The following is a 20,584-nucleotide window of genomic DNA, read 5'->3' as shown; positions in this document are numbered from 1 at the left end:
TGAATATATGGGGGAAGCGATCAAAATAACGCCTAATGAAAACGATAAGGATATGACGCGTTTAAGAACGAATCTAAAGGTTTGGTTAGTCTACAGCACTGACGCCTTTCATTTGCATATGACTCAAGAGCTAAAAAAATGCCGAAATGTTCATGTGACGTCGTTTTCTCTTGCGGCAATGAGTGAGGAGTACTTAAAAAGTGCGGATGTTCCAGAGCTTATTTTCGTTGAAGCTCACGGGAATTGGGCGCAAAAAATGGTTGAGCTGCAAGGGTATGATTTGTCTTTAGAAGACAAGGACTTGTCTTTAGTTGTGCTCGGTGATGAAAGTGATAATGGGTCACTAAAAATCGCACTGCGTTTAGGAGCTTCAGATTTTTTGTCTCACAATGTGACCCTATCTGACCTACTGCCACTCTTGAAGAAAACGGCCTCTGAAAAGCTTGAGAACTCCAGTTACGGAGAGTTTATCTTGTTTTTGAACACCAAAGGAGGGATGGGTGCAACCACCTTAGCGTTAAATACTGCCATTGAGATGGCCACGCAACATCCTAACGAAGTACTTTTACTCGATATCGATCTTCAATTTGGCGTGATACCTGATTATTTGAACATAACCCCCACTTATAGTGTTTCGGATGCGATCAACAGTTCTAATGATTTGGATGAAATGTCTTTGGGGTCATTGGTAAATAAACACGAATCAGGTCTCCATGTTCTAAGCTTTAAGCATGAGAATAACGCAGATGATTTCGAACAGGCTCAGAAAATTGGCAGATTACTTCCAATTCTGCGTCGCTTTTACCCTTATGTGATCATTGATCTGTCTAGAGGCTTAGATCACGTGTTTGCATCAGCAATATCACCTGCGACGAAAGTACTTTTGGTTTTGCAACAGAGCTTAGTGTCAGTAAAAAACACAAGCCGACTAATTAAATCTCTGAAATTTGAGTACGGCTTACAAAGTGACTCAATAGAGGTCATTCTCAACCGTTATGAAAAGCGACATTCAATTAAGTTAAAAGATGTAGAGCAGGCGGTGGGTAATCATAATATACACCTTATGCCTAACGATTTTAAAGTTGCGCTGGAGAGTGCCAACTTGGGACAGCCCTTAGTTCAGTCGAGAAAGAAAAGCTCTATTACTCGCTCTATCATCGATTTGTCTCATGTTCTATCACCACCAGAACAAGAAGAGAAAGGGTGGCTGAAAAAGTTGTTTTCATAATGGGTTGATGAAAAGTAAACACGAGGGATTGTGATGTTCTTTAAACGAAAAAATGTAAATCCAGAGTTTGAAAAAAAAGTAGAACAGATTTCGCATGATTCAGAAGATGCCAATCCTGTTGACCGTTTATCCAATGTGGAGGCGTCTAGTCACTCTCGAAATACGGAAGCGAGCGTTGAAAAGGAGAAGGCGATTGATGAGGCTCGAAAGGTTTTAGAGCAGGAGCTCTCAATCAAACACTTCTTTCATAAGCAGCTGCTGGAGACCCTAGATTTAGGATTACTTTCTAGCTTGGAGAAAGAGCGCGCTAAGCTCGATTTACACGAAGCCATCGTACAGTTAATGGCTGAAGATGGTAGCCATGCATTGAGTGCGGAAGGGCGCAAGCGGGTTATCAAGCAGATAGAAGATGAGGTTTTTGGCCTTGGTCCGCTAGAGCCTTTATTAGCTGATCAAACCGTGTCAGATATATTGGTCAACGGCCCTAAAAGTGTTTACGTTGAGCGAAGAGGTAAACTCGAAAAAACGCCCTATACTTTTCTTGATGACCGCCATCTGAGAAACATTATCGACCGCATCGTAAGCCAAGTAGGGCGTCGCATAGATGAAGCGTCACCTATGGTCGATGCGCGCTTAGTTGACGGTTCACGTGTTAACGCAATTATCCCGCCTCTCGCACTTGATGGTCCTTCCGTTTCTATCCGTCGCTTTGCTGTTGACCGTTTGACTATGGATAACTTGATTGACTATGACTCAGTGTCTCCTCAGATGGCTAAGTTTGTCGAAGCTGCGGTTAAAGGTGAATTAAATATCTTAATCTCCGGAGGGACTGGCTCTGGTAAAACGACAACACTGAATATTTTTTCTGGCTTTATTCCTCGAGATCAACGAATTATTACCATAGAAGACTCGGCGGAATTACAACTTCAACAACCTCATGTAATTCGCTTAGAAACCCGCCCTGCCAACCTTGAAGGGAAGGGAGAAATTAGCCAGCGCGAATTGGTTAAAAATACCTTACGTATGCGACCTGATCGAATCGTGGTCGGGGAGGTACGTGGTAGCGAAGCCGTTGACATGCTAGCGGCGATGAACACGGGTCATGATGGTTCACTTGCCACCATTCACGCAAATACCCCCCGTGATGCCTTGAGTCGTGTCGAAAACATGTTTTCGATGGCTGGGTGGAACATATCAACCAAAAACTTACGAGCGCAAATAGCTTCGGCTATCCACCTTGTTGTTCAAATGGAACGCCAAGAAGATGGTAAGCGTCGTATGGTGAGTATCCAAGAGATCAACGGCATGGAAGGTGAGGTCATTACTATGTCGGAAATTTTCCGTTTTCAGCGTAAAGGTATTGATGAAGATGGCAATATTATCGGTTATTTCACGGCAACGGGAGTTGTGCCTCAATACCATGACCAGTTAGTCAAACGGGGACTCGACCTGCCTTTCGAGCTCTTTAGTGAGACCAAAGGTTAAGGAGAGATTATGGACAATGTAAGCGTTTCATTAGGCCTATTGTTTATCGCAGTGCTTTTTATTTCCCAAGCGTTGTTGTTACCTGCTGCTGGTAAGAAAGCGAAGCATAAAGAGCTGTCTCGTCGCTTGAAAGAGACGCAACGTAATATCGATGCAGAGAGTTTGTCATTACTCAAAGAGCACTATAACAAAGAACTCTCCCCGCTGGATCGTAAGCTCATCGTTATCTCTTTTTTCGCGGGCTTGAAAAAAATGTTGGAACTGGCAGGTATGAAAGTGGCATTAAGCCGATTCTTACTGATTATTTCTCTTTGCGCTGTATTGCTCTCATTGATATCGATAATGACCAACCAAGTGTGGTTCATAAGTGTCGCGGCATTCATTTTCGTTTGGGTTATTGCTTACTTGTTTGTGCAAAACCGAGTGACTTACCGAATGGCTCGATTTGAAGAACAACTTCCTGAGGCGTTGGATATTATTCGACGTGCCTTACAAGCAGGGCAACCGCTCGTTCAATCATTTAATGAGGTTGGCGAAGAGCTTCCTGACCCAATAGGTACCGAATTTAAGAACACCTATAACTTACTTAATTATGGTTATGATTTACGTCTAGCGATTTTACAGATGACAGAGCGAGTACCCACGGTATCAATGTTGGCTTTTTCTAGTGCCGTAATGTTGCAAAAAGAGACTGGGGGTAATTTATCTGAGAACCTGCAAAAGGTATCAGAAGTACTTAGAGCGCGTTTTAAACTGGAAAGGAAGGTAAAAACACTCTCTGCTGAAAGTCGCTTATCAGCATGGATCTTAACGTTATCGCCTTTTGGTTTGTTTTTCGCATTGAGGGTAGCTAGCCCAGAGTATATCGAGCCACTTTATAAAGACCCACGCGGTTTATCGATGGTCAGTGCCGGTATTGTTCTTTTGGCCATCGGGGCCTTGTGGATTAAAAAGATCATCAGCATAGAGATTTAACTTATGGAACTACTCAATATTGAAGTCTGGAAGCAGATGTTAGAAGAGTTTGGGATCAGCTCTCAAGTAGTTATTTATGCGATGATTTTGCTTACAACAGTCTTGTTAACACTAACGCTTGGATTTCTTTTTTTAGGATCCCGCTCTCCTTTGGACAAGAAACTGAGACAAATATCAGAAGACGGATCTCCGACTGGCAGGAAACCATACGATTTCTCTAATACGCTTGAATCATTAAGCCCTTTTATAAGTAAAGGTAACAAAAAGGATAATGAAACTTACTCAGAAAAGCTGATGCATGCTGGGTTCCATGAGAAGAGTTCATTATCAGTTTTCTATGCGTTGAAGGTTTTATCTAGCTTAATAGGTATCGTCGCTGCTTTTATGGTCTATTACATATCGTTGGGTGGAGACTACAATAACTTACTCATCATGACCTGTGTTTTTCTTGGAACGTTTACGCCAAATATTGTACTGAGTAAGTTACAAAAAGAGCGTCAGAAAAAAATTAGAAACGGTGTCCCTGATGCGCTTGATCTTCTTGTTGTGTGTACCGAGTCTGGGCTTGGTTTTAATGCTGCCCTTGGACGTGTCGCATCTGAGCTCTATGTCTCTCAGCCGGAGCTAGCGGATGAACTAGAGACTGTGTTTGCTAAAATCCAAGCGGGTGTCACCATGCCTGATGCGCTTAGGCAGCTTATCGAACGAACCGGTTTAGTCGAGTTGGAAGGTTTGGTTTCTTTGCTTTCTCATGCGTCGAGAATGGGGGGGAGTTTAGCGCAAACACTCCGTGATTATACAGAAGACTTTAGAGATAAACGTCAGCAAGCTGCTGAAGAAATTGCTGCAAAAATACCGACTAAGATGTTATTCCCTATGTTGATATTTATTTGGCCTTGTTTTTTCATTGTCGCACTTGGCCCTGGACTCTTGATCGTAATGGACGCATTAACTGCGCCGGGAGCAAGTTTATGATGCTATACAACAAGTTTATTCTTCTACTATTGCCAATTTTGCTACTTGGTTGTGCTTCTTCGGATGAGCCGACCAATCAATTTGATGCAGAATTGTATTCTGGTAAACCAATCGATTCTTTAACTAGTGATGATCCACCACTAAATGAAAAAGAAGCAATTATGCGCGGTGACATTGCTCTGCGAGACAACAATATAGACTTGGCCTTATATGAATATATACGCTCTTTGTCCTTCCCTGAAAAAGAGTTTCACGATAAAACCTTATTCACTATTGGCCAAATACATTCGTCTCGCGGTAATTATGCGTTGGCCGAGAAAGCTTACCTAGCAGCGCTAGATTTTAATCCTGCCCACACCGAAGTATTGGAGCAGTTAGGTGTTTTGTATACCAAGCAACGCCGTACCGATGAAGGTCGAAGCTATTTCTTTAAAGCGATTAATTCAGACCAGGTTCGTTTAAAAAGCAGCGAAACTATCCAAAATTACCAAGCGTTGAGTCAAAGTGAAGTGGCCAGTTTGAAGGTAGACAGCATGTCCCCAGCATTGGCTTATATGGGGATTGGTGTATTGGAAGATGTTGACGGAAAGCATCAGATCGCACAAGAGTACTTCAAAAAGTCACTGACGATAGATAAAAGCTCAGTTAAAGCTTTGTTGAATATGGGCTACTCCCACTACATGTATGGTAACTACAAGGAAGCGTATCAATACACGCGTTCAGCCTTAGAGTTAGAACCGAATAATGAAAAAGCTCAAAATAATCTAGCACTTATTTATTTAGCCTCTGGGGATATTAAAAAGGCAACCAACGTGTTCATGAGGCACATGGATGCCCCGGAAGCGTTGAATAATGTTGGCTACTTCCTAATCTTACAAGGAAAACCTGATCAGGCGGTTCCATATCTACAGCAAGCTATCGATAAAAAATCATCTTACTACAAAGTAGCAAATGAAAACTTAAACAGAGCACTAGCGGAAGTGAGAGAGATGGAACAATAGTGATTTGATTTTGGCTTAATGAAAAGGATATTCATATTGCCTAAAAGTGAGAGTTTTAATAAAGACATCATAGCTATTTCTGTAATTTGGCTCGTATGTGCCATTTTTATATTTATTTATAAGTGGGAGAGCATTTCAATACTCAACCTGAATGACAATGACGATTATATGCGTTTTGTTCAGTTTCAGGAGTGGATGAGGAATGGTCATTGGTACCTAGAGCCAATGAGTAACTTTAATGCCGATGACGGTATTATTATTCATTGGTCTCGATTTCCGGATCTAATGCTCTCTTCAGTCGCTTTCCCATTGATATTTATGGTTGATGATAGCCTTGCTTATACTATCTCGATTTCTATTGTCCCTTTGCTTTATTTATTGTTCTTCGCATTATCGTGCTTTTACTTATGCGAACGTTTCTTAGGCGCTAAGTACCGCTTTATCAGCACGATGTTTGCTATTTTTTCTCCTGCGATAATACACTTCTTACCTGGTTCTATTGACCATCATAATATTCAACTTATTTTGGCAACGCTCTTCTTATCAGTAACACCGACTTCTATCAACAACCTAAGGCAATCATGGCGAGTGTATGCTCAGGCCGTTTTCGTGTCTCTATCTCTATGGACTGGGATGGATAATGTTTTTTTGTTTATGATTTTCTTAATTATTTATACTGTGTATTACTGCTTCGTTCGTGACGAGTGGTTTAGTTATGTCTCTAAGTTATACGTAACTTGTTCGATTTTTGGAGCTTGTGCTGTTTTATTAAATAGGCCTTATGATGAGTTCTTTGCTTTTAAATATGATGAAATCTCATTTATTATCATCATTCTTTTTTTTAGTGGTTGGGTGTTTGTCAATGCTTACAACCGATTGAACGATAATAGAAAAAACTTAACTCAAAGGTTTTTGTTGTTTGTTTTTCTTGGTTTGTTGTGTTTACTTCCGGTTGTTATTCTTTACCCCTCACTGACTAGTGCTTTGTTTATTGATTACCCACCGATACTAAAGCTGTATTGGCTTGACCAAGTTGCCGAAGCTAAATCTGTCGCAACATACATAGCAATGAATGGCTTTTTTTCAGTGGATAATTATTTGTTGCTATTAGTTCCCGCAATGTTGTATCCATTCTTTCGAAATAAAAACCCGCACTGTGCGATCTTGTATCTCATTTTTATGTTTAATTTAGCCCTTGCGATGTTTTGGCAGATTAGAGTGATGAGGTTGTGTTTTGTTTTGGCTGCACCTTTCCAAGCATATTTTGTAATTAAGGTGTCTGAATACGTTAGGTATTCACTACTGAAAGTGCTGATTATTTTCTCAGGCACTCCATTGGCGTTAGCGTTTGTCATTCTCGTTTTGTCTCCAGCAGAGGAAGTGACTACCAAACTTGATGAGACCGATAAGTTACCGGTCATCTTTAAGGTGCTAAAAGATAACGGTATTAACTCTCATACAATTCTTTCAGGAATAGAAACAGGTGCACCTGTATTGGCCAAAACGAACAACAATATAATTGCCGCGCCTTATCATAGAAATATTGTGGGTAACCAATTTTTAATCGAAGTGATGTTAGAAGAGGACATGCTTCTAGCAAGAAACAAAATAGTCGATAAAAAGGTTGATTATATATTGATCGGTAATGACCCTCATTTAACTCTCCTAAAGGACTCTGGAAGCGAGGACTCTTTAGTTAGGAGACTTCATGGGGATAATATTCCGGCTTGGTTAGACGTTACATATGATGGAATTGAGGATGGTTATCGAGTTTTTAAAGTAAGGAGTGAGCATGAATAAACAGAAAGTCGCAGTATTACTCCCATGTTATAACGAAGCCGGAGCCATTGGTGAAACGGTCACGTCTTTTCAACAAGCCTTACCTGATGCATCCATTTATGTTTATGACAATAATTCAACCGACAACACGGTCAACGAGGCGTTACAAGCAGGGGCGATTGTGCGACATGAGCCGCGCCAAGGTAAAGGAGAGGTTGTGAGGCGGATGTTTTCTGATATCGACGCCGATATCTATGTGATGGCTGATGGTGATGATACCTATGACGCCTCAATATGCCCCGAGCTGATCGACCAACTAAATAATGAAAAGCTCGATATGATCATTGGCAGTCGCGAGCGAACTTCAATGGCTTACCCTAAAGGACATATCCTTGGGAATAAGATGTTTTCATCTCTGATTAACTTGGCATTCAATGCGCAATTGAATGATGTGTTTTCTGGCTATCGAATTATGAGCCATAGATTTGTCAAAACCGCACCTATCTTCAGCGATGGTTTCCAGATAGAAACAGAACTTACCGTGCATGCGTTACACCATAATATGTCAATCAAAGAAGTCTCGACTCAATACCAATCTAGACCTGAAGGGACTACCAGCAAACTGAACACCTTGAGCGATGGCATCAAAATTCTTAACTTTATTTTGTTCTTATTGAGAGATGTAAAGCCGATGTTTTTCTTTGGAGTACTCTCGATATTGCTTGGTCTTATTTCATTGATCTTGGGTATCCCCGTCATTGTTGATTTTGTTGATACTGGGTTGGTTGAAAGGCTACCTACAGCTGTTTTGTCTAGCTCAATAGCTTTGATCGCGGTGATGTCTTTTTTCTGCGGTTTGATACTCGATAACGTATCACGAGGTAGGCGAGAGATGAGAATACTCTCTATTTTAAGATTTAAGGACGATGAATGACTTAGCTGAGATATTTGGCTAAGAGATCAATACTCGAGAGCATGAGCTTTGAGATGGAATTACTAATTATATAGCGGGTGCTAGGTAGATTAAATTATGAAAGACGAAAGTAAGAAGCAAGCGGTTCGCTTACTTCTTACCTTAAACCTATTAGACCGCCAGTCCTGTCATTGCGCCAAAGACAATGAACAACCCTACTAACCCAACAATAGGTAACTTCACGGTTTTCAATAACCACACACCAACAATGATCAGAGCGAAATCTAAGCCACTACTCACTGCACTTGTGAAGATGGGTTGATATAGTGCTGCCAATAACAAACCTACAACCGCCGCATTCACACCTGTAAGTGCACCAGCCACTAAAGGTTTGCTTGCAATCGCCTGCCAGTTCTTCAGTACACCCAGTAGCAATAAGAAGCCCGGTAAGAATACAGCAATCGTTGCGAGTAGGGCGCCGGTGATCGGTGCTGATGGCATCAACACATAACCTAGATAAGTGGCTAACGTAAACATCGGGCCAGGTACTGCTTGCGCCGCTGCATAACCTGTTAGGAAGGCATCTTGAGACAGTTGGTCGCCAATACCATTTTGTAGTAGCGGAAGTACCACGTGGCCGCCACCAAATACTAGGCTGCCTGCTTGATAGAACAGGCTAAACACTTCAATGCCTTGAGAGTAAGCACTGAATAGAGGCAAGCCAACCAGCAAAGCAACAAAAATCACGAGAGGCGTTACCGATATTTTTTGTGTTGAAGGTATCGTTTTTAGCTCTTGTGAGGTTAAGAACTTACTGCCAACCATAGCTGCAAATATTAGAACCAACACTTGAGGCCAAATCCCAGGAATCAGTAGCAGAACAATTGCGGTAATCACACATAAGGCGGTCGCGATCTTCGATTGGCAAAAGTTTTTGTACATGCCGAAAGTGGCATCAGCCACAACCACAACGGCGAGTAACTTAAGCCCGTGGATGACAGAGATGAACAGCGGAGCTTCCAACAATTGGTTACTCACTAACGCCAAAATCAGCATCAGAATGACAGATGGAGAAGTGAAGCCGACAAATGCAGCAATCGCACCTGTTAAGCCTCCTTTCTTGCAGCCAACCGCAAAGCCAACCTGACTTGAACCTGGGCCCGGAAGAAATTGACTGAGGGCGACAATTTGCCCGTACTCTTCGTCGGACAACCAATTCAGTTTTTCAACAAAGGTTTTACGGAAGTAGCCAATGTGTGCTGCTGGTCCACCGAAGCTAATCCAGCCAAGCCAGAAAAAGGTTTTAAAAATTGAAAGCATGATCGATTCCAGATAAATGTTTAGCGTAATTTAGGTGGAGTTAAACTATGATTCAAATTAATTGTTTTAATTATAACTATGAATGAAATGGGTTGTTTGGCATGGCTGATTTTAATTGGAAAGGGATCGACCTTAACTTGTTGATTGCACTGCAGGCTTTGTATAAAACGAATAGCGTGAGTAAGGCCGCTGAACGCTGTTATATCAGCCAATCCGCGATGAGTCATAGCTTACAAAGGCTCCGGAAGTTGTTTGATGACCCTTTGTTTGAGCGTGTGGGTAGCAAGATGGAGGCGACAGACCGAGCCATCGAATTATCCAGTACCGTCGAAGCACTACTAAATACCATCCAGTCTGAGGTGCTGTTGTCAAAATCGTTTGATGCAGAAACTTATAAAGGGACTTGGAAGATTGGTCTCACTGATTATGCCGAGCAGATGTTCGCTCCAATATTGTTTGACCTGATTAAGCAATCCTCTCCTTACTCCCAAGTAGCGTTGTTCAATGTAAACCGGAGTAACTACCAGCAAGTCTTTGAAGATGCCAAGCTTGATATGACGATAGGCAGCTTTGGTGAGGTATCAAAGCAGTATCGAACAAAGCATTTGTACACGGAGCAACATGTTTGTTTACTTGACCAATCGGTTATATCTATTGAGGAACCTATGTCGCTAGAACAATTTGTTGCTGTCGAGCACGCACTCGTTTCCCCGGCTGGGGCTTTAAAGACGGGAGTAGATACTCGTTTAGCTGAACTCGGTTTAAGCCGGAAAGTCGCGATATCTTCCAGTAACTTTTTAACTGTTAAGCGGCTCATTCGTGGTAGAGAACTATTGTGTATTGTCCCCAAGCTCGTTGCGCGCAAGGATATGGATAGTGAAGAAACCTTACTAGCGGTGAAACCCCCGATTGATGTTCCAGATTTTGATATCCAGCTTGTTTATAGAAAGGCAAAGCATTTAGATGATAAAAATAAACGACTTAGAAAGTTGATTACTAATGCGATTTCATCTGTGATTTCCGAATAGTTTATTGTGTCGGTTAATCGTCAAATTTATATGAATTAATTTTAGAAAAATCCGGTTTATTATAAGAACCCGATTATACTTAATTTACGACTCAAAGCAGTCGTAAAGAATAGGCTTTTTGATTTACCTAAGTAAAAAAATTGGTTATATCCTCATGATATAGCTTAAAAATCTACCAGGCTAAACGGACTTAGTTGGTCTTAAAAGCGCTAGCTCCCCCTAGCGCTTTTTTCTTTTGGTCGAGATAAATTTAGACGTATCAACAACAACCTAAAAAGAGAATCGAGTCCATTTCCTCGCTCGCCAGCGATAGGCCATGATGATTCCACGGAACCACTCGTCCATCGCTATTGCCATCCAAGCCCCTAATACGCCATAACCCCAATGCACGCCAAGCAAGTAGCTCATGGCAACCCCAATGCCCCACATGCTGAGAATACCCATTTTGATCGGGAATTTAATGTCGCCAGCGGCCTTTAGACAAGAGATAAAGATCAGGTTAAATACTCGGCCAGCTTCAAGAATGATGGAACCTGCAATCAGCGCGGCAGTTAGCGCAACGATCTCTGGATCTTGCGTGAACAGATCGAGAATTTCGAAACGGAACACATAAACCATGCAGGTAATCGCAGTTGAGGCGATAAAACCAACCACAAAGTAACGTTGCACGCGCTTGGTGATCTCGTCGATCCAACCCTTGCCAATGTAATAGCCTGTTTGGATTTGGCTGCCTTGACCAATCGCCAGTGCAAACGCAAAAGAGAGGCGAGCGATGTTTTGTGCGTAAGTAAACGCAGCCAGTGAAGAGGTGCCCATCTGCACTACAAAGAAGGTAATGCTGATCTGAGCCATGTTATAAGAGAGCACTTCTCCTGCGTTCATCGAGCCGATCTTAATGATTTTTTGATAGATGGCTTTAGGCACAGATTTAAACTGCTTCACTGGTAGATCTATCCCTTTGCTTCTGACCACACCAATTAAGATCAACATCCCGATCACTTGGCTGATTACAGTCGCGGTCGCAACCCCTTGCACGCCGTATACAGGCAAACCAAAAGGTTGATATAAGGCACAATAGTTGCCGAATACGTTGATGACGCCAGCAATCATGTTGATCACCATTGGTGACTTTGAATAGCCATGACTGCGCAGAATAGTAGTGAGAACCACACCAATGGTTACATTGAAGGTGAGAGCACCACTGATGAATAGGTACTCTTGTGCGTATTGCTCGACTTGAGGTTCGAGTTGATAGAGCGGGATAAAATATTCAGCAACAAGAACGGCAATCACACTCAGTAGCACACCAGCAATAATGGCCAGAATGATGCTCGCTACGCCCACGTGAGCGCTCTCTTGAGTGCGGGAGGCACCGTTGTACTGCGCGATTAAAATCCCTGTACCACTGCTGACCATAGTCGAGACAATGATCAGGAAAAAGGATATCTGAGAAATAACACCAACGGCAGACACGGCTTTGTCCGAGTATCCCGATAACATGAATACATCACTGGTGTTGAGTGCGGTTCTTAAAAGAACTTCGATAAAAATTGGCCAGGTGAGCGCAACGATTCCCATACGTTTGTTTAGGGTGGAATCAGCATTAGGCATTTAGGTTTTCTCAAAAAAGGGGGAGGCGACACTATAGTTTAGCGATTATTTAGTAAACGACTATCAAATTAATGTCCGGAAGACTAATAAGGATAAATAAAATTCGAATAAGTCTTCAGAACCCAGTGTTTCAGTGAGAGTGATGAAACTTTTGAGCGGGATTTCATAGCATGAGCACTCTTTGTTTTTTGTGAGTAAAAGCTTGCGAGTGTTAGCGGACTACAGCAAAAGGGTCATGATAGGCCAAATAGTCTAAATACTTGTTTTTTTGTATTACTTGGCTTCAAATGTAAAAAAGGCACTCAGCGATATACTGAGTGCCAAAGCCTGAAATTTATGAGGTTATGTTTTCATTGAATTCCAGAAGACAGGTATAGGTTTTGATTTACTCTGCGTCAGTAAAGAAATCGTTGTAAAGCATGTATAAGTGAGCCGCACTCCAAGAGAAGTTTGGTGCGCCTTGTTGTTCACCATTTAGTGGGTTGTAGTTCTCACGGATAGGACCGTCTTGAACTAACCCATCTGCATGGTCAAAGAACGCGCCTGCCATTTCAATCGCATCATCACGGTAGCCGTAGCTGTCCATGCCTTTAAGGCCGAAGTAGAACTGGTCTACCCATACGCGTCCACGCCAGTAAATATCTGGGCCAAATGCTGGGCTAGAAAGCGCTGCCGTACCCAGCGGAACGTAGGTGTTGAACTCTGAGGTATCTTTCATCACAGAAACAACCGCATCAGCGTGATCTTGCGTTGCTGCGCCATTGAACAGTGGTGACCACCCTTCAGGGCCTTTACCACGTTCTACAATCGGTTTACCTGCACAGCCATTGGCTAGTGGTTTGTCTTCAATGCGAATGTCGTAGAAGAAGTTAGTGCCTTCGTCGAACATACAAGTGTTGATGTAGTTCGATAGGTGTTCTGCTTTTTCACGGAACTCTTTTGCTTCTGCGTCTTTACCTAGAATGTCAGCCATTTCTGCTAGGTACTTGTTATCGCTGTACATGTAGCTTGCTTGGTCGACAGATTCTTGCAGTAGCGAGTAGCCTAGCAGTGTGCCGTCTTCAGCGCGGTTTTGAGCGAACTCAACATCCCAATCGCTGCGCTTACCACCGTTTGCAACGTATGCGTCTAGCTGGTCTTTATCAATGAAGCCAAATGCGGCTGCATCGTCACGGCCTGATTCCCAAGATGCAGCCGTTTGTGCGGGGCTCTCGATGTAATCGTAGTTGCCTTCTGCTACCACTTTATCCAGTGCTGCTTGTCCTACGACTGTTTCGTGCTTATCGCCACGAACCACGGTGAAGTACATTTCACCTTCAGGTGTGTTGTGTGCTTTGTCGCGAGCAGCGCCATACTCTGGAACGCCATTGCCGTTGTTGTCACGGTTGCGTAGCCACCAGTCGTGGTATGCCACTAACTTTGGATACATCTCTTCTAGCCAAGCTTCATCGCTGGTGGTCTTATAAACTTCCATTACCGCCCATGCTGCTAGGCTCGGTTTGGTGTTACGCTCATTCCAGTTACCGCCGTCGCCGCCACGTTCTGGACTTAGGTTGTAAGCGAGTAGATCTGGCACGTAGCCCTCATCCCAAGGGCGAACGGCATCGTCGGCTTGGATTTGGTAAGCGAACATTGCACGGATGTTATCTTTCGCTACGTCTGGGTTGAAGTGAGCCATTGCGTAGGCTTGTTTCCATGTGTCCCACGGCCAAGTTTGGTTGCCCGAGAACCAACGCGCCGTTACTGATGGTGTTACAGAATCAAACTCCATCGCACCTGCAGTGCCGCGCCAGTTACCGTTTAGGGTTTCCATCGCCTTAACCGCAACACGCTCTTGTTCTGATGTTGCGTTCGGGTTGGTTAAACCCATCTCAAGATAGCCTTCCCAACGCTCTGCTGATGCCGCTAAGAAATCGGTAGGGTTTGCCATGATCTTTTTGATTTCTGGCTGTTCAGCTTTCGCTTCTTCTGCCGTTAGAACATGCGAGTAAGTCGTGTAGATGGTGGTCGATGCTTCAATGTTTGCGGTTGAAGTAAACTCTAAACCATCCACTGTGGTTTGTGTTGGAATCGACTTGTGAACTTGGTATTCAGATTCACCAGAAGTCAGTAGATCCCACGTTGAACGCACCTTACCGAAAGTCACCTTCAAGCCATCGTCAGTTGCGACGATTTGACGGTCATACTCAGGGTAAGTCTCAGCGATTGTTTTGTCGGTTTGTGCCACGCCTTCTTTGGCGTGCGTCTTTTCTAGTAGTTCACCATCCCACACCAATTCAACCGGTGAGTCGGTAGTGATTTTGGTTTCTAGCAGAGAGGTGCGGTTTGAAGCAAAACGCAGCGTCATTTCTACTGTCACATCGTCAGATTTTAGCGTCTGAACCAATGCGCCCGGTAGGCTGTATGCTTCCATCGTGAACGCGACTTTTTTGCCGTCTTTGAACACGCTTAGGCGATCAAAGTTATCAGCCATGAAGTTGATGTACTCTTCGGTAAGCAGCGCTGTACCCGGGAAGCCGCCCATGCCTTCAGCCGTGTCTGGCAACAAGTGACCGTGCCATGCACCTAGGTCGAAGAAGGGGTTAAAACGTTGGTGGTCATCGAAGTCGTAGTCACGCATGTATTCTGGTGAACCAGTGCGGTCGATAACGTTCTTAAATTGGTTCGCTTGAAGCTCTTCAGAGCCTGTATTTGTAGCGCAACCAGTAACAACAAGTGCTGCACCGATAGCGAGAGCTGCGAATGATTTATTCAGTTTCATGATCAATTCCTGTTATTACCAGTAGAAGTATTGCATTGCGAACACTTGTGCGTCGCCGATTTCAGTATCGCTGCCTACGCCAAAGCGGCTATCGAAAGCAGTCGCAAATGTGCCATTTCCGTATTCGTACCAAACGCCCGCGTTGATGTAAGAGGTGATTTCTTTGTCGCCGTTGTCACCATCAAAGTTTGCGTAGTTGTAGGCTGCCGAAAGGTAAACGCCCTGAGCCGCTTCGTACCAAGCACTGGTTTGAATACCGGATTCACTGCCAAATGATTCTTGGTTGCCTTTATCTGTGTCGTGCCAAATACGAGTCGCAAAGTTTTTGTATTCAGCACCCAATAGCAATAGTTCACCGCCATCGTTGTTACGAACTTCACCACCACCCATTAGAGTTAAGTCGTCAGTCAGATCGTATTGGAGGTAACCGTTGACCATGGCGTTCTTATCTTTCCATTGGTCTGCGAAGTTGTCGTATTTACCGAAATGAACCAGAGCATCGTCTTCAGAGAAGTCAGATTCTGGCGCGAAAGAAACGCTGTAGCGTAGCTTGCCTTCTAGGTTTTGGATCTTCACACCAACATGTACGTCACGCGTGTTTGAGATCGCGTAGCCGTACTCGACGGTAGGGTCACCCCACCATTGAACGTCATCCAATGAAGAGTCCATACGACCAACAATAAATTCTGTTTTAGCGTCGGTGCGGTAGCCAGCGTAAAAGCGGTTAAAACCACCTTCAAAGCCGCCCCAGCCGTGGCCAGTTGCCCAAGCATTGCCTTCGTCGTCAGCTTGTACTGTCCAGCCTTCCATGTAAGCAAGACCGAACCAATTACCGTGCTCGATAGCCAAGCCTGCTTCGATGTAAGTACCGTCTGCATAACGGCCTTTGTCGTCGCCTTCTAGTGCAACGTGACCACCAAGGCCAAGCTCACCATAGAAGTTAAATAGGGTTTCTGTTTTAGGGGGCTGAGTGTCGCTGTGGTTAGCGACTGTTTCATCAGCGTGGGCATTAGCCGTTAGAGCAGCAAGGATACAGCTTGTAATAATGGTGGTTTTAGTAAAACTACTTTTCATTTTAATCACTTCTGTGTCGGGGTTATAAATGAAGGTTCGTAAGCAGTTCTGACTTCTAATATGGGGTGCTCTTCAAGGCGTATTGGTCAGGTTACTTACGATCGCAAAACCGATATTAATGATAATTTTGCGGTTTAAAATTAATTCAGTTTAAAAATGCGATCTATTTTTAGTAAGTGTTTACTTTATTTTATTTTTGATTTTGAGTTGAATTTGCAGAGATATGGCTAGGGAGATAAGTATTTATTAAGTGAATATTTTTTGGGGTTGATAGATTGTAGATTCGAATGTCTTCTTTCTTAAATAGCTTTGATGAAATCGAGGTGTTGAGTGGAAGTGTTTCAACAAATAAAAAGGCACTCACCAAATGGGAGTGCCTAAGTTTTCAATCAGAGTGTAGGGTAAAACTAAGCGTTCGCTGGTTCAGGTTTTGCTTCTAGTTTTTTCTCTTCTGGAGATAAGCTTTTCTCGTATTGACCGTACTTCCACCATGCGTAGCCAAGGAAGATCACAATCCCCCCCACGTTGTAGAAGATGATGGTCATGATGTCTGCGCCTGTTGGGAAGGTAGAAGCGAAGAAACCAACGGTGAAGATAGCGATAAGGATCGATACTGCTGTAATACCGACCGTACGAGAACCCATGCGGAAATCCCGTGGTAGGTGGTCCAGTTTCACGCGCAGGTGCAGGTAAGCAATCATGATGAACAGTGGCGGTAGCATAGAAGCTGCAGCAGTCATGTTGATGATGGTGCTCATCAAGTCTTGAACGGTGTCAGACGCCAACGTTGGGATGAACATCAGTGGAATCACGATGAAGAACTGAACCCAAGCTGCACGCTCTGGTACACCTTGTTTGTTAAGCGCGACAGTCTTCTCGCCAAAGATGCCTTTAGGGATTTCAGAGAAGAAGATCTTAACCGGTGTCGCCGTCCACATAAGTAGAGAGCCCAACATCGCAGTGAATGAAACCACACCAACGAAACGGTTCATCAGGATTTCCGACAGTCCAAAGTGTCTTGCTAGTCCTTCAAATACCTGAACAGAGCCGCCAGTGAATTTAAGTTCTTCACGAGCAACAAATACGTTCGCTAACACAGATCCTACCGAGTAAAGCGCACCGATGAAGATACCCGCGATGATGATCACTTTAACGAAAGACTTGTGACCGCCTTTGATGTCGTTAACGTAAACCGCGACCGATTCCGCACCGCCCGCCGCCATGAAAATCCAAGTGATTACGCCAAGGAATGCCCAGTTGAAGCTTGGTGTCATTGCTTCGATGGTGATTGGATCAGCTGGTTCGATACCACCAACCAATGCGCCACCTGATAACAGGATGTAAGACATAGTCAGCAATAGCATCAGTGACGAAGTTAAAGAGGTGATAGGGCCCAGTAGCTTCGCGCCGTTGTTCGAGATGTGAGTCGCGACCGCAAACAAAATGGTACTCAGGATTGCAGTGGTCATTGGCGTGAATATGTACTCGAAACCTAAGAACGCATACGACGCATAAGCGATGATTCTAGGCAGTAGAGAGGTAAAGAAGAACAGGTTAACAAACCAGTAGGTGTAAGCTGAAATAAACGCCCAGCGACCGCCTAGAGAGCTTTTAACCCAAGAGTAAACACCCGCTTCAGAGTCTTTATTCAGTGACACAAACTCTGCAACGATCAAACAAAATGGCACAAAGTAAAAGATGGTTGCTAGAAAGAACATCGGAGCCGAAGAAAGGCCGATCTCGATGTTGTTATTAATGATGTTATTGAAGCTGTATACCGCCGCGAAGGTCATAGACAGTAGGGCAAATTTGCCTATCGTACTGCGTTTATTTTCGGACATGATGTTCTCCGGTGAATCACGTTGATGATCGTTATAACTTGGTCCTAGAGAGGGAAGCTCTAGGCCGCACTTTTATTGTTATGTTGGTTTGGCAAACACCCGCTTTGTTTTGTCAGGGTTGGCTCATTGTTGTTTTTATAGATTTACGATCGGACTTCTTTGGGCTTTTTCTCTCTGGTATTTCAGTAAAGTTATTACCAAAACAAAGAGTTAAAGATTAAGAAGTTCATTGAAGAGATTGCTGGTTTCATGAGCGACGATTTATAAGGCTTGTAGGGGCTTTTGTCGCTTTTTTTATATGAATCAGTTTGTCTCTTCAGCAAGAAGATTAAAGATTAAGCGGCGGGAAGTTAATCGAAATTGATCAAATATGTGACCTTGAGTAAATAAATTTAGTTAATGTTTTACCTTGGTTTTTATTCGAGTTTTATTACCTATTAATTGGTGTTTTTCGTGAACTGAAACCTTGACGGAACGCCGTTTTTATTTTTTTGTTTGTCGTTTAATTGTCTGATTTAAAACAAAAAAAGCGCCTTGGTAGGCGCTTTTAAAGTTGGGGGGTAATGCAGAGAGCTACGATTGCTTAGCTGTTTCTAGCTTTGCGTCTTTACCTGCCTGCTTTTTTTCAAAGCGAGAGATCCACCACCAAGCAAGACCAGAGAATACCGCTGTCATGAAGACGTTGATGAAGAAGGCTTGAACAAGGTCAACACCTGTCGGGAATGCCGATGCTGTCATGCTCACAACGAAGATACCAATCAGTACCGAAACCACTGCCATACCTTGAACTCGAGTACCCATGCGGAAATCACGTGGTGTGTCGTCATGCTTCAAACGGAATACAAAGTACGCCACCATGATGAAGATAGGCGGAAGCATTGCGGTACCAGCGGTTAGGTTGATTGCTGTGTTCATCATGCCTTGTACTGATTCAGAGCCGAAGCCGTTAACCACAAGCATCACGAATACAAACGCGAACTGCCACCAAGCTGCACGTACTGGCACGCCGTGTTCGTTAAGCTCTGTTGTTTTCTCGCCGTAAACACCTTTAGGAATTTCAGAGAAGTGAATTTTTACTGGAGCTGCTGTCCACATCATCATCGAACCGAACATGGCAACGAATAGGATAATACCGACGAAGCGACCCGTTAGAGATTGTGAGATGTCGAAGTAGTTTGCCATACCTGTGAAGATTTCAACCATGCCGCCAGCGTAGGTCAGTTCATCACGAGCAACGAATACGTTTACTAGAAGAGAGCCAACTGCGTACATTGCGCCGATTGCGATACCTGCACCAATGATAACCTTGATGAAAGACTTGTGACCGCCCTTAACATCGTTTAGGTAAGCGGCTGCGGTTTCAGCACCACCGGCTGCTTGGAAGATCCAACACATGATACCTAGCGTTGCCCAGTTGATGGTCGGTGTCATTGCTTCAAGCGTGATTGGTTCTACTGGTTCATGGTTGCCGCCCAGTGCCATTAGTGCGCCGATAACGTAGATTGCAAACAGAGCGAATACGCCGTAGGCCACGATCTCGGCAATCTTACCTAGCCAGCTCGCGCCTTTGGTTGAGATGTGTGTCGCTGCTGCAAACAGAGCAATCGAGATAGCCGATGTGACGACTGGCGAGAAGGCGTATTCATAGCCCAACATCGCGTAAGACGCATAAGCGATTACGTTTGGTAGCAGAGATACAAACCAGAAAAGGTTTACGAACCAGTATAGGAACGAACCTAGGTAGGCTGCTTTTGAGCCTAGCGGTTTTTTAAGCCAGTCGTACATGCCTGACTCAGAATTTTTATTTGCAGATACGAATTCAGCAATGATGAACACGAATGGAATGAAGTAAATAAGGGTAGCGAGCAAAAAGATAGGGGCTGAACTCAATCCCAATTCGATGTTGTTGTTTACGATGTTGCGAACGTTAAATACCGCTGCAAATGTCATGGAGAGTAGGGCAAATTTGCCTAACTTACCGCGTACAGATTCAGACATAGTGTCCTCCAGGGAATCACATAATTATAGTCGTTATTTCCCTATGCTTCTTTGTAGGGAAGAAGCACAGAGGTTTTGTTCAGTCTATTTGAGCCTTGAACGGCAAGGCTCAAACGCGCTGTGAGTTAATAGGGTTATTGCTTACTTATTAAGGAAGTAACCGTCTTCAATGGTCACTTTCAGCACCACCTTGCGAACTCGGTTATCACCGTGGAAGCGGTAAGCTTTGCTGTTATCAAAGATCGCCACTTGGCCTTCAGATAACTCACGAGTTTCACCGTTACCCAGTAGGTGTTCACGGTCGGTTTCATCGCTGTAAGCTTGGGTCTGTTCAAGTTGAGACTTATCAGCAAACTCAACCGTTTCACGACCTTCCAAGTAGTAGTGCACATCAAAGTAACGACGGTTGCCGGTGAAGTTTTCTGTGTTACGAGCCACACCGTCTTCAATCATGTAAGCCAGTGAGTCACCAATCGAATGCATCACGCTATCTTCAATGTTGCCGATGTTTTCAATCGCTTCTACACAGCGTTGCCATTTACGACCGTCGCGGTAAACGACTTTAAATTGCTCTAGGTTGTCTAAAACGATCATC

At 43.7% G+C, this 20,584-nt stretch carries 15 protein-coding genes; 8 read left to right on the top strand and 7 right to left on the bottom strand.

What is annotated here, in order from left to right; all coding sequences use genetic code 11:
• Window positions 1-7 precede the first annotated feature (7 nt).
• From ACED45_RS00755 to ACED45_RS00725, 7 genes are read left to right on the top strand one after another with little or no spacing between them, the layout of a single operon-like run.
• Complete coding sequence (locus tag ACED45_RS00755) at window positions 8-1,228, top strand: AAA family ATPase (RefSeq protein WP_048658131.1); 1,221 nt, start codon at window positions 8-10, stop codon at window positions 1,226-1,228.
• Between the two features lie 33 nt (window positions 1,229-1,261).
• A complete protein-coding gene (locus tag ACED45_RS00750) occupies window positions 1,262-2,713 on the top strand; it encodes a CpaF family protein (RefSeq protein WP_048664540.1) in 1,452 nt (483 codons plus the stop codon).
• 9 nt (window positions 2,714-2,722) lie between these two features.
• The gene (locus tag ACED45_RS00745; protein ID WP_371713130.1) at window positions 2,723-3,688 is read left to right on the top strand and encodes a type II secretion system F family protein; all 966 of its coding nucleotides are present in this window, start codon (window positions 2,723-2,725) and stop codon (window positions 3,686-3,688) included.
• 3 nt (window positions 3,689-3,691) lie between these two features.
• Entirely contained in the window at window positions 3,692-4,663 is a 972-nt protein-coding gene (locus ACED45_RS00740; RefSeq protein WP_371713129.1) for a type II secretion system F family protein, read from the top strand.
• Window positions 4,660-5,664 (top strand): tetratricopeptide repeat protein, encoded by a 1,005-nt coding sequence (locus tag ACED45_RS00735; RefSeq protein WP_371713128.1) that lies wholly within the window; start codon window positions 4,660-4,662, stop codon window positions 5,662-5,664. The genes ACED45_RS00740 and ACED45_RS00735 overlap by 4 nt, the downstream gene beginning before the upstream one ends.
• A gap of 18 nt (window positions 5,665-5,682) precedes the next feature.
• Window positions 5,683-7,464, top strand: a complete 1,782-nt coding sequence (locus ACED45_RS00730; RefSeq protein WP_371713127.1) for a hypothetical protein — start codon at window positions 5,683-5,685, stop codon at window positions 7,462-7,464.
• The gene (locus tag ACED45_RS00725) at window positions 7,457-8,377 is read left to right on the top strand and encodes a glycosyltransferase family 2 protein (RefSeq protein WP_371713126.1); all 921 of its coding nucleotides are present in this window, start codon (window positions 7,457-7,459) and stop codon (window positions 8,375-8,377) included. Before ACED45_RS00730 ends, ACED45_RS00725 begins: the two co-directional genes overlap by 8 nt.
• A gap of 150 nt (window positions 8,378-8,527) precedes the next feature.
• Here ACED45_RS00725 and chrA read toward each other — a convergent pair whose 3' ends face one another.
• Window positions 8,528-9,676 (bottom strand): chromate efflux transporter, encoded by a 1,149-nt coding sequence (gene chrA, locus ACED45_RS00720; RefSeq protein WP_371713125.1) that lies wholly within the window; start codon window positions 9,674-9,676, stop codon window positions 8,528-8,530.
• Between the two features lie 101 nt (window positions 9,677-9,777).
• On the opposite strand from chrA, the gene ACED45_RS00715 reads away from it, so the two are divergent.
• Window positions 9,778-10,704, top strand: a complete 927-nt coding sequence (locus ACED45_RS00715) for a LysR family transcriptional regulator (RefSeq protein WP_371713124.1) — start codon at window positions 9,778-9,780, stop codon at window positions 10,702-10,704.
• A 270-nt stretch (window positions 10,705-10,974) separates the two neighbouring features.
• On the opposite strand, the gene ACED45_RS00710 is transcribed toward ACED45_RS00715, so the two are convergent.
• The 6 genes from ACED45_RS00710 to ACED45_RS00685 all read right to left on the bottom strand — a co-directional run bounded on the left by ACED45_RS00710 (window position 10,975) and on the right by ACED45_RS00685 (window position 20,583).
• Window positions 10,975-12,315: an MATE family efflux transporter gene (locus tag ACED45_RS00710; protein ID WP_171732482.1), complete on the bottom strand. Its 1,341-nt coding sequence runs from the start codon at window positions 12,313-12,315 to the stop codon at window positions 10,975-10,977.
• A 385-nt stretch (window positions 12,316-12,700) separates the two neighbouring features.
• Window positions 12,701-15,076 carry an alpha-glucosidase gene (ygjK, locus tag ACED45_RS00705; RefSeq protein ID WP_371713123.1) on the bottom strand — a complete coding sequence of 792 codons (2,376 nt, stop codon included), beginning with the start codon at window positions 15,074-15,076 and terminating at the stop codon, window positions 12,701-12,703.
• A gap of 15 nt (window positions 15,077-15,091) precedes the next feature.
• The gene (gene ygjJ, locus ACED45_RS00700) at window positions 15,092-16,150 is read right to left on the bottom strand and encodes a protein YgjJ (RefSeq protein ID WP_371713122.1); all 1,059 of its coding nucleotides are present in this window, start codon (window positions 16,148-16,150) and stop codon (window positions 15,092-15,094) included.
• A 407-nt stretch (window positions 16,151-16,557) separates the two neighbouring features.
• Window positions 16,558-17,991 (bottom strand): amino acid permease, encoded by a 1,434-nt coding sequence (locus ACED45_RS00695; protein WP_048668902.1) that lies wholly within the window; start codon window positions 17,989-17,991, stop codon window positions 16,558-16,560.
• A gap of 573 nt (window positions 17,992-18,564) precedes the next feature.
• Window positions 18,565-19,989 (bottom strand): amino acid permease, encoded by a 1,425-nt coding sequence (locus tag ACED45_RS00690; protein WP_371713121.1) that lies wholly within the window; start codon window positions 19,987-19,989, stop codon window positions 18,565-18,567.
• Between the two features lie 141 nt (window positions 19,990-20,130).
• A complete protein-coding gene (locus ACED45_RS00685) occupies window positions 20,131-20,583 on the bottom strand; it encodes a beta-galactosidase subunit beta (RefSeq protein WP_371713120.1) in 453 nt (150 codons plus the stop codon).
• Window position 20,584: the final 1 nt, after the last annotated feature.

The sequence above is a fragment of the Vibrio crassostreae genome (genome assembly GCF_041439375.1).
GTDB classification, from domain to species: Bacteria; Pseudomonadota; Gammaproteobacteria; order Enterobacterales; family Vibrionaceae; genus Vibrio; species Vibrio crassostreae_D.
This window is presented reverse-complemented; position numbering and strand designations above follow the sequence as displayed.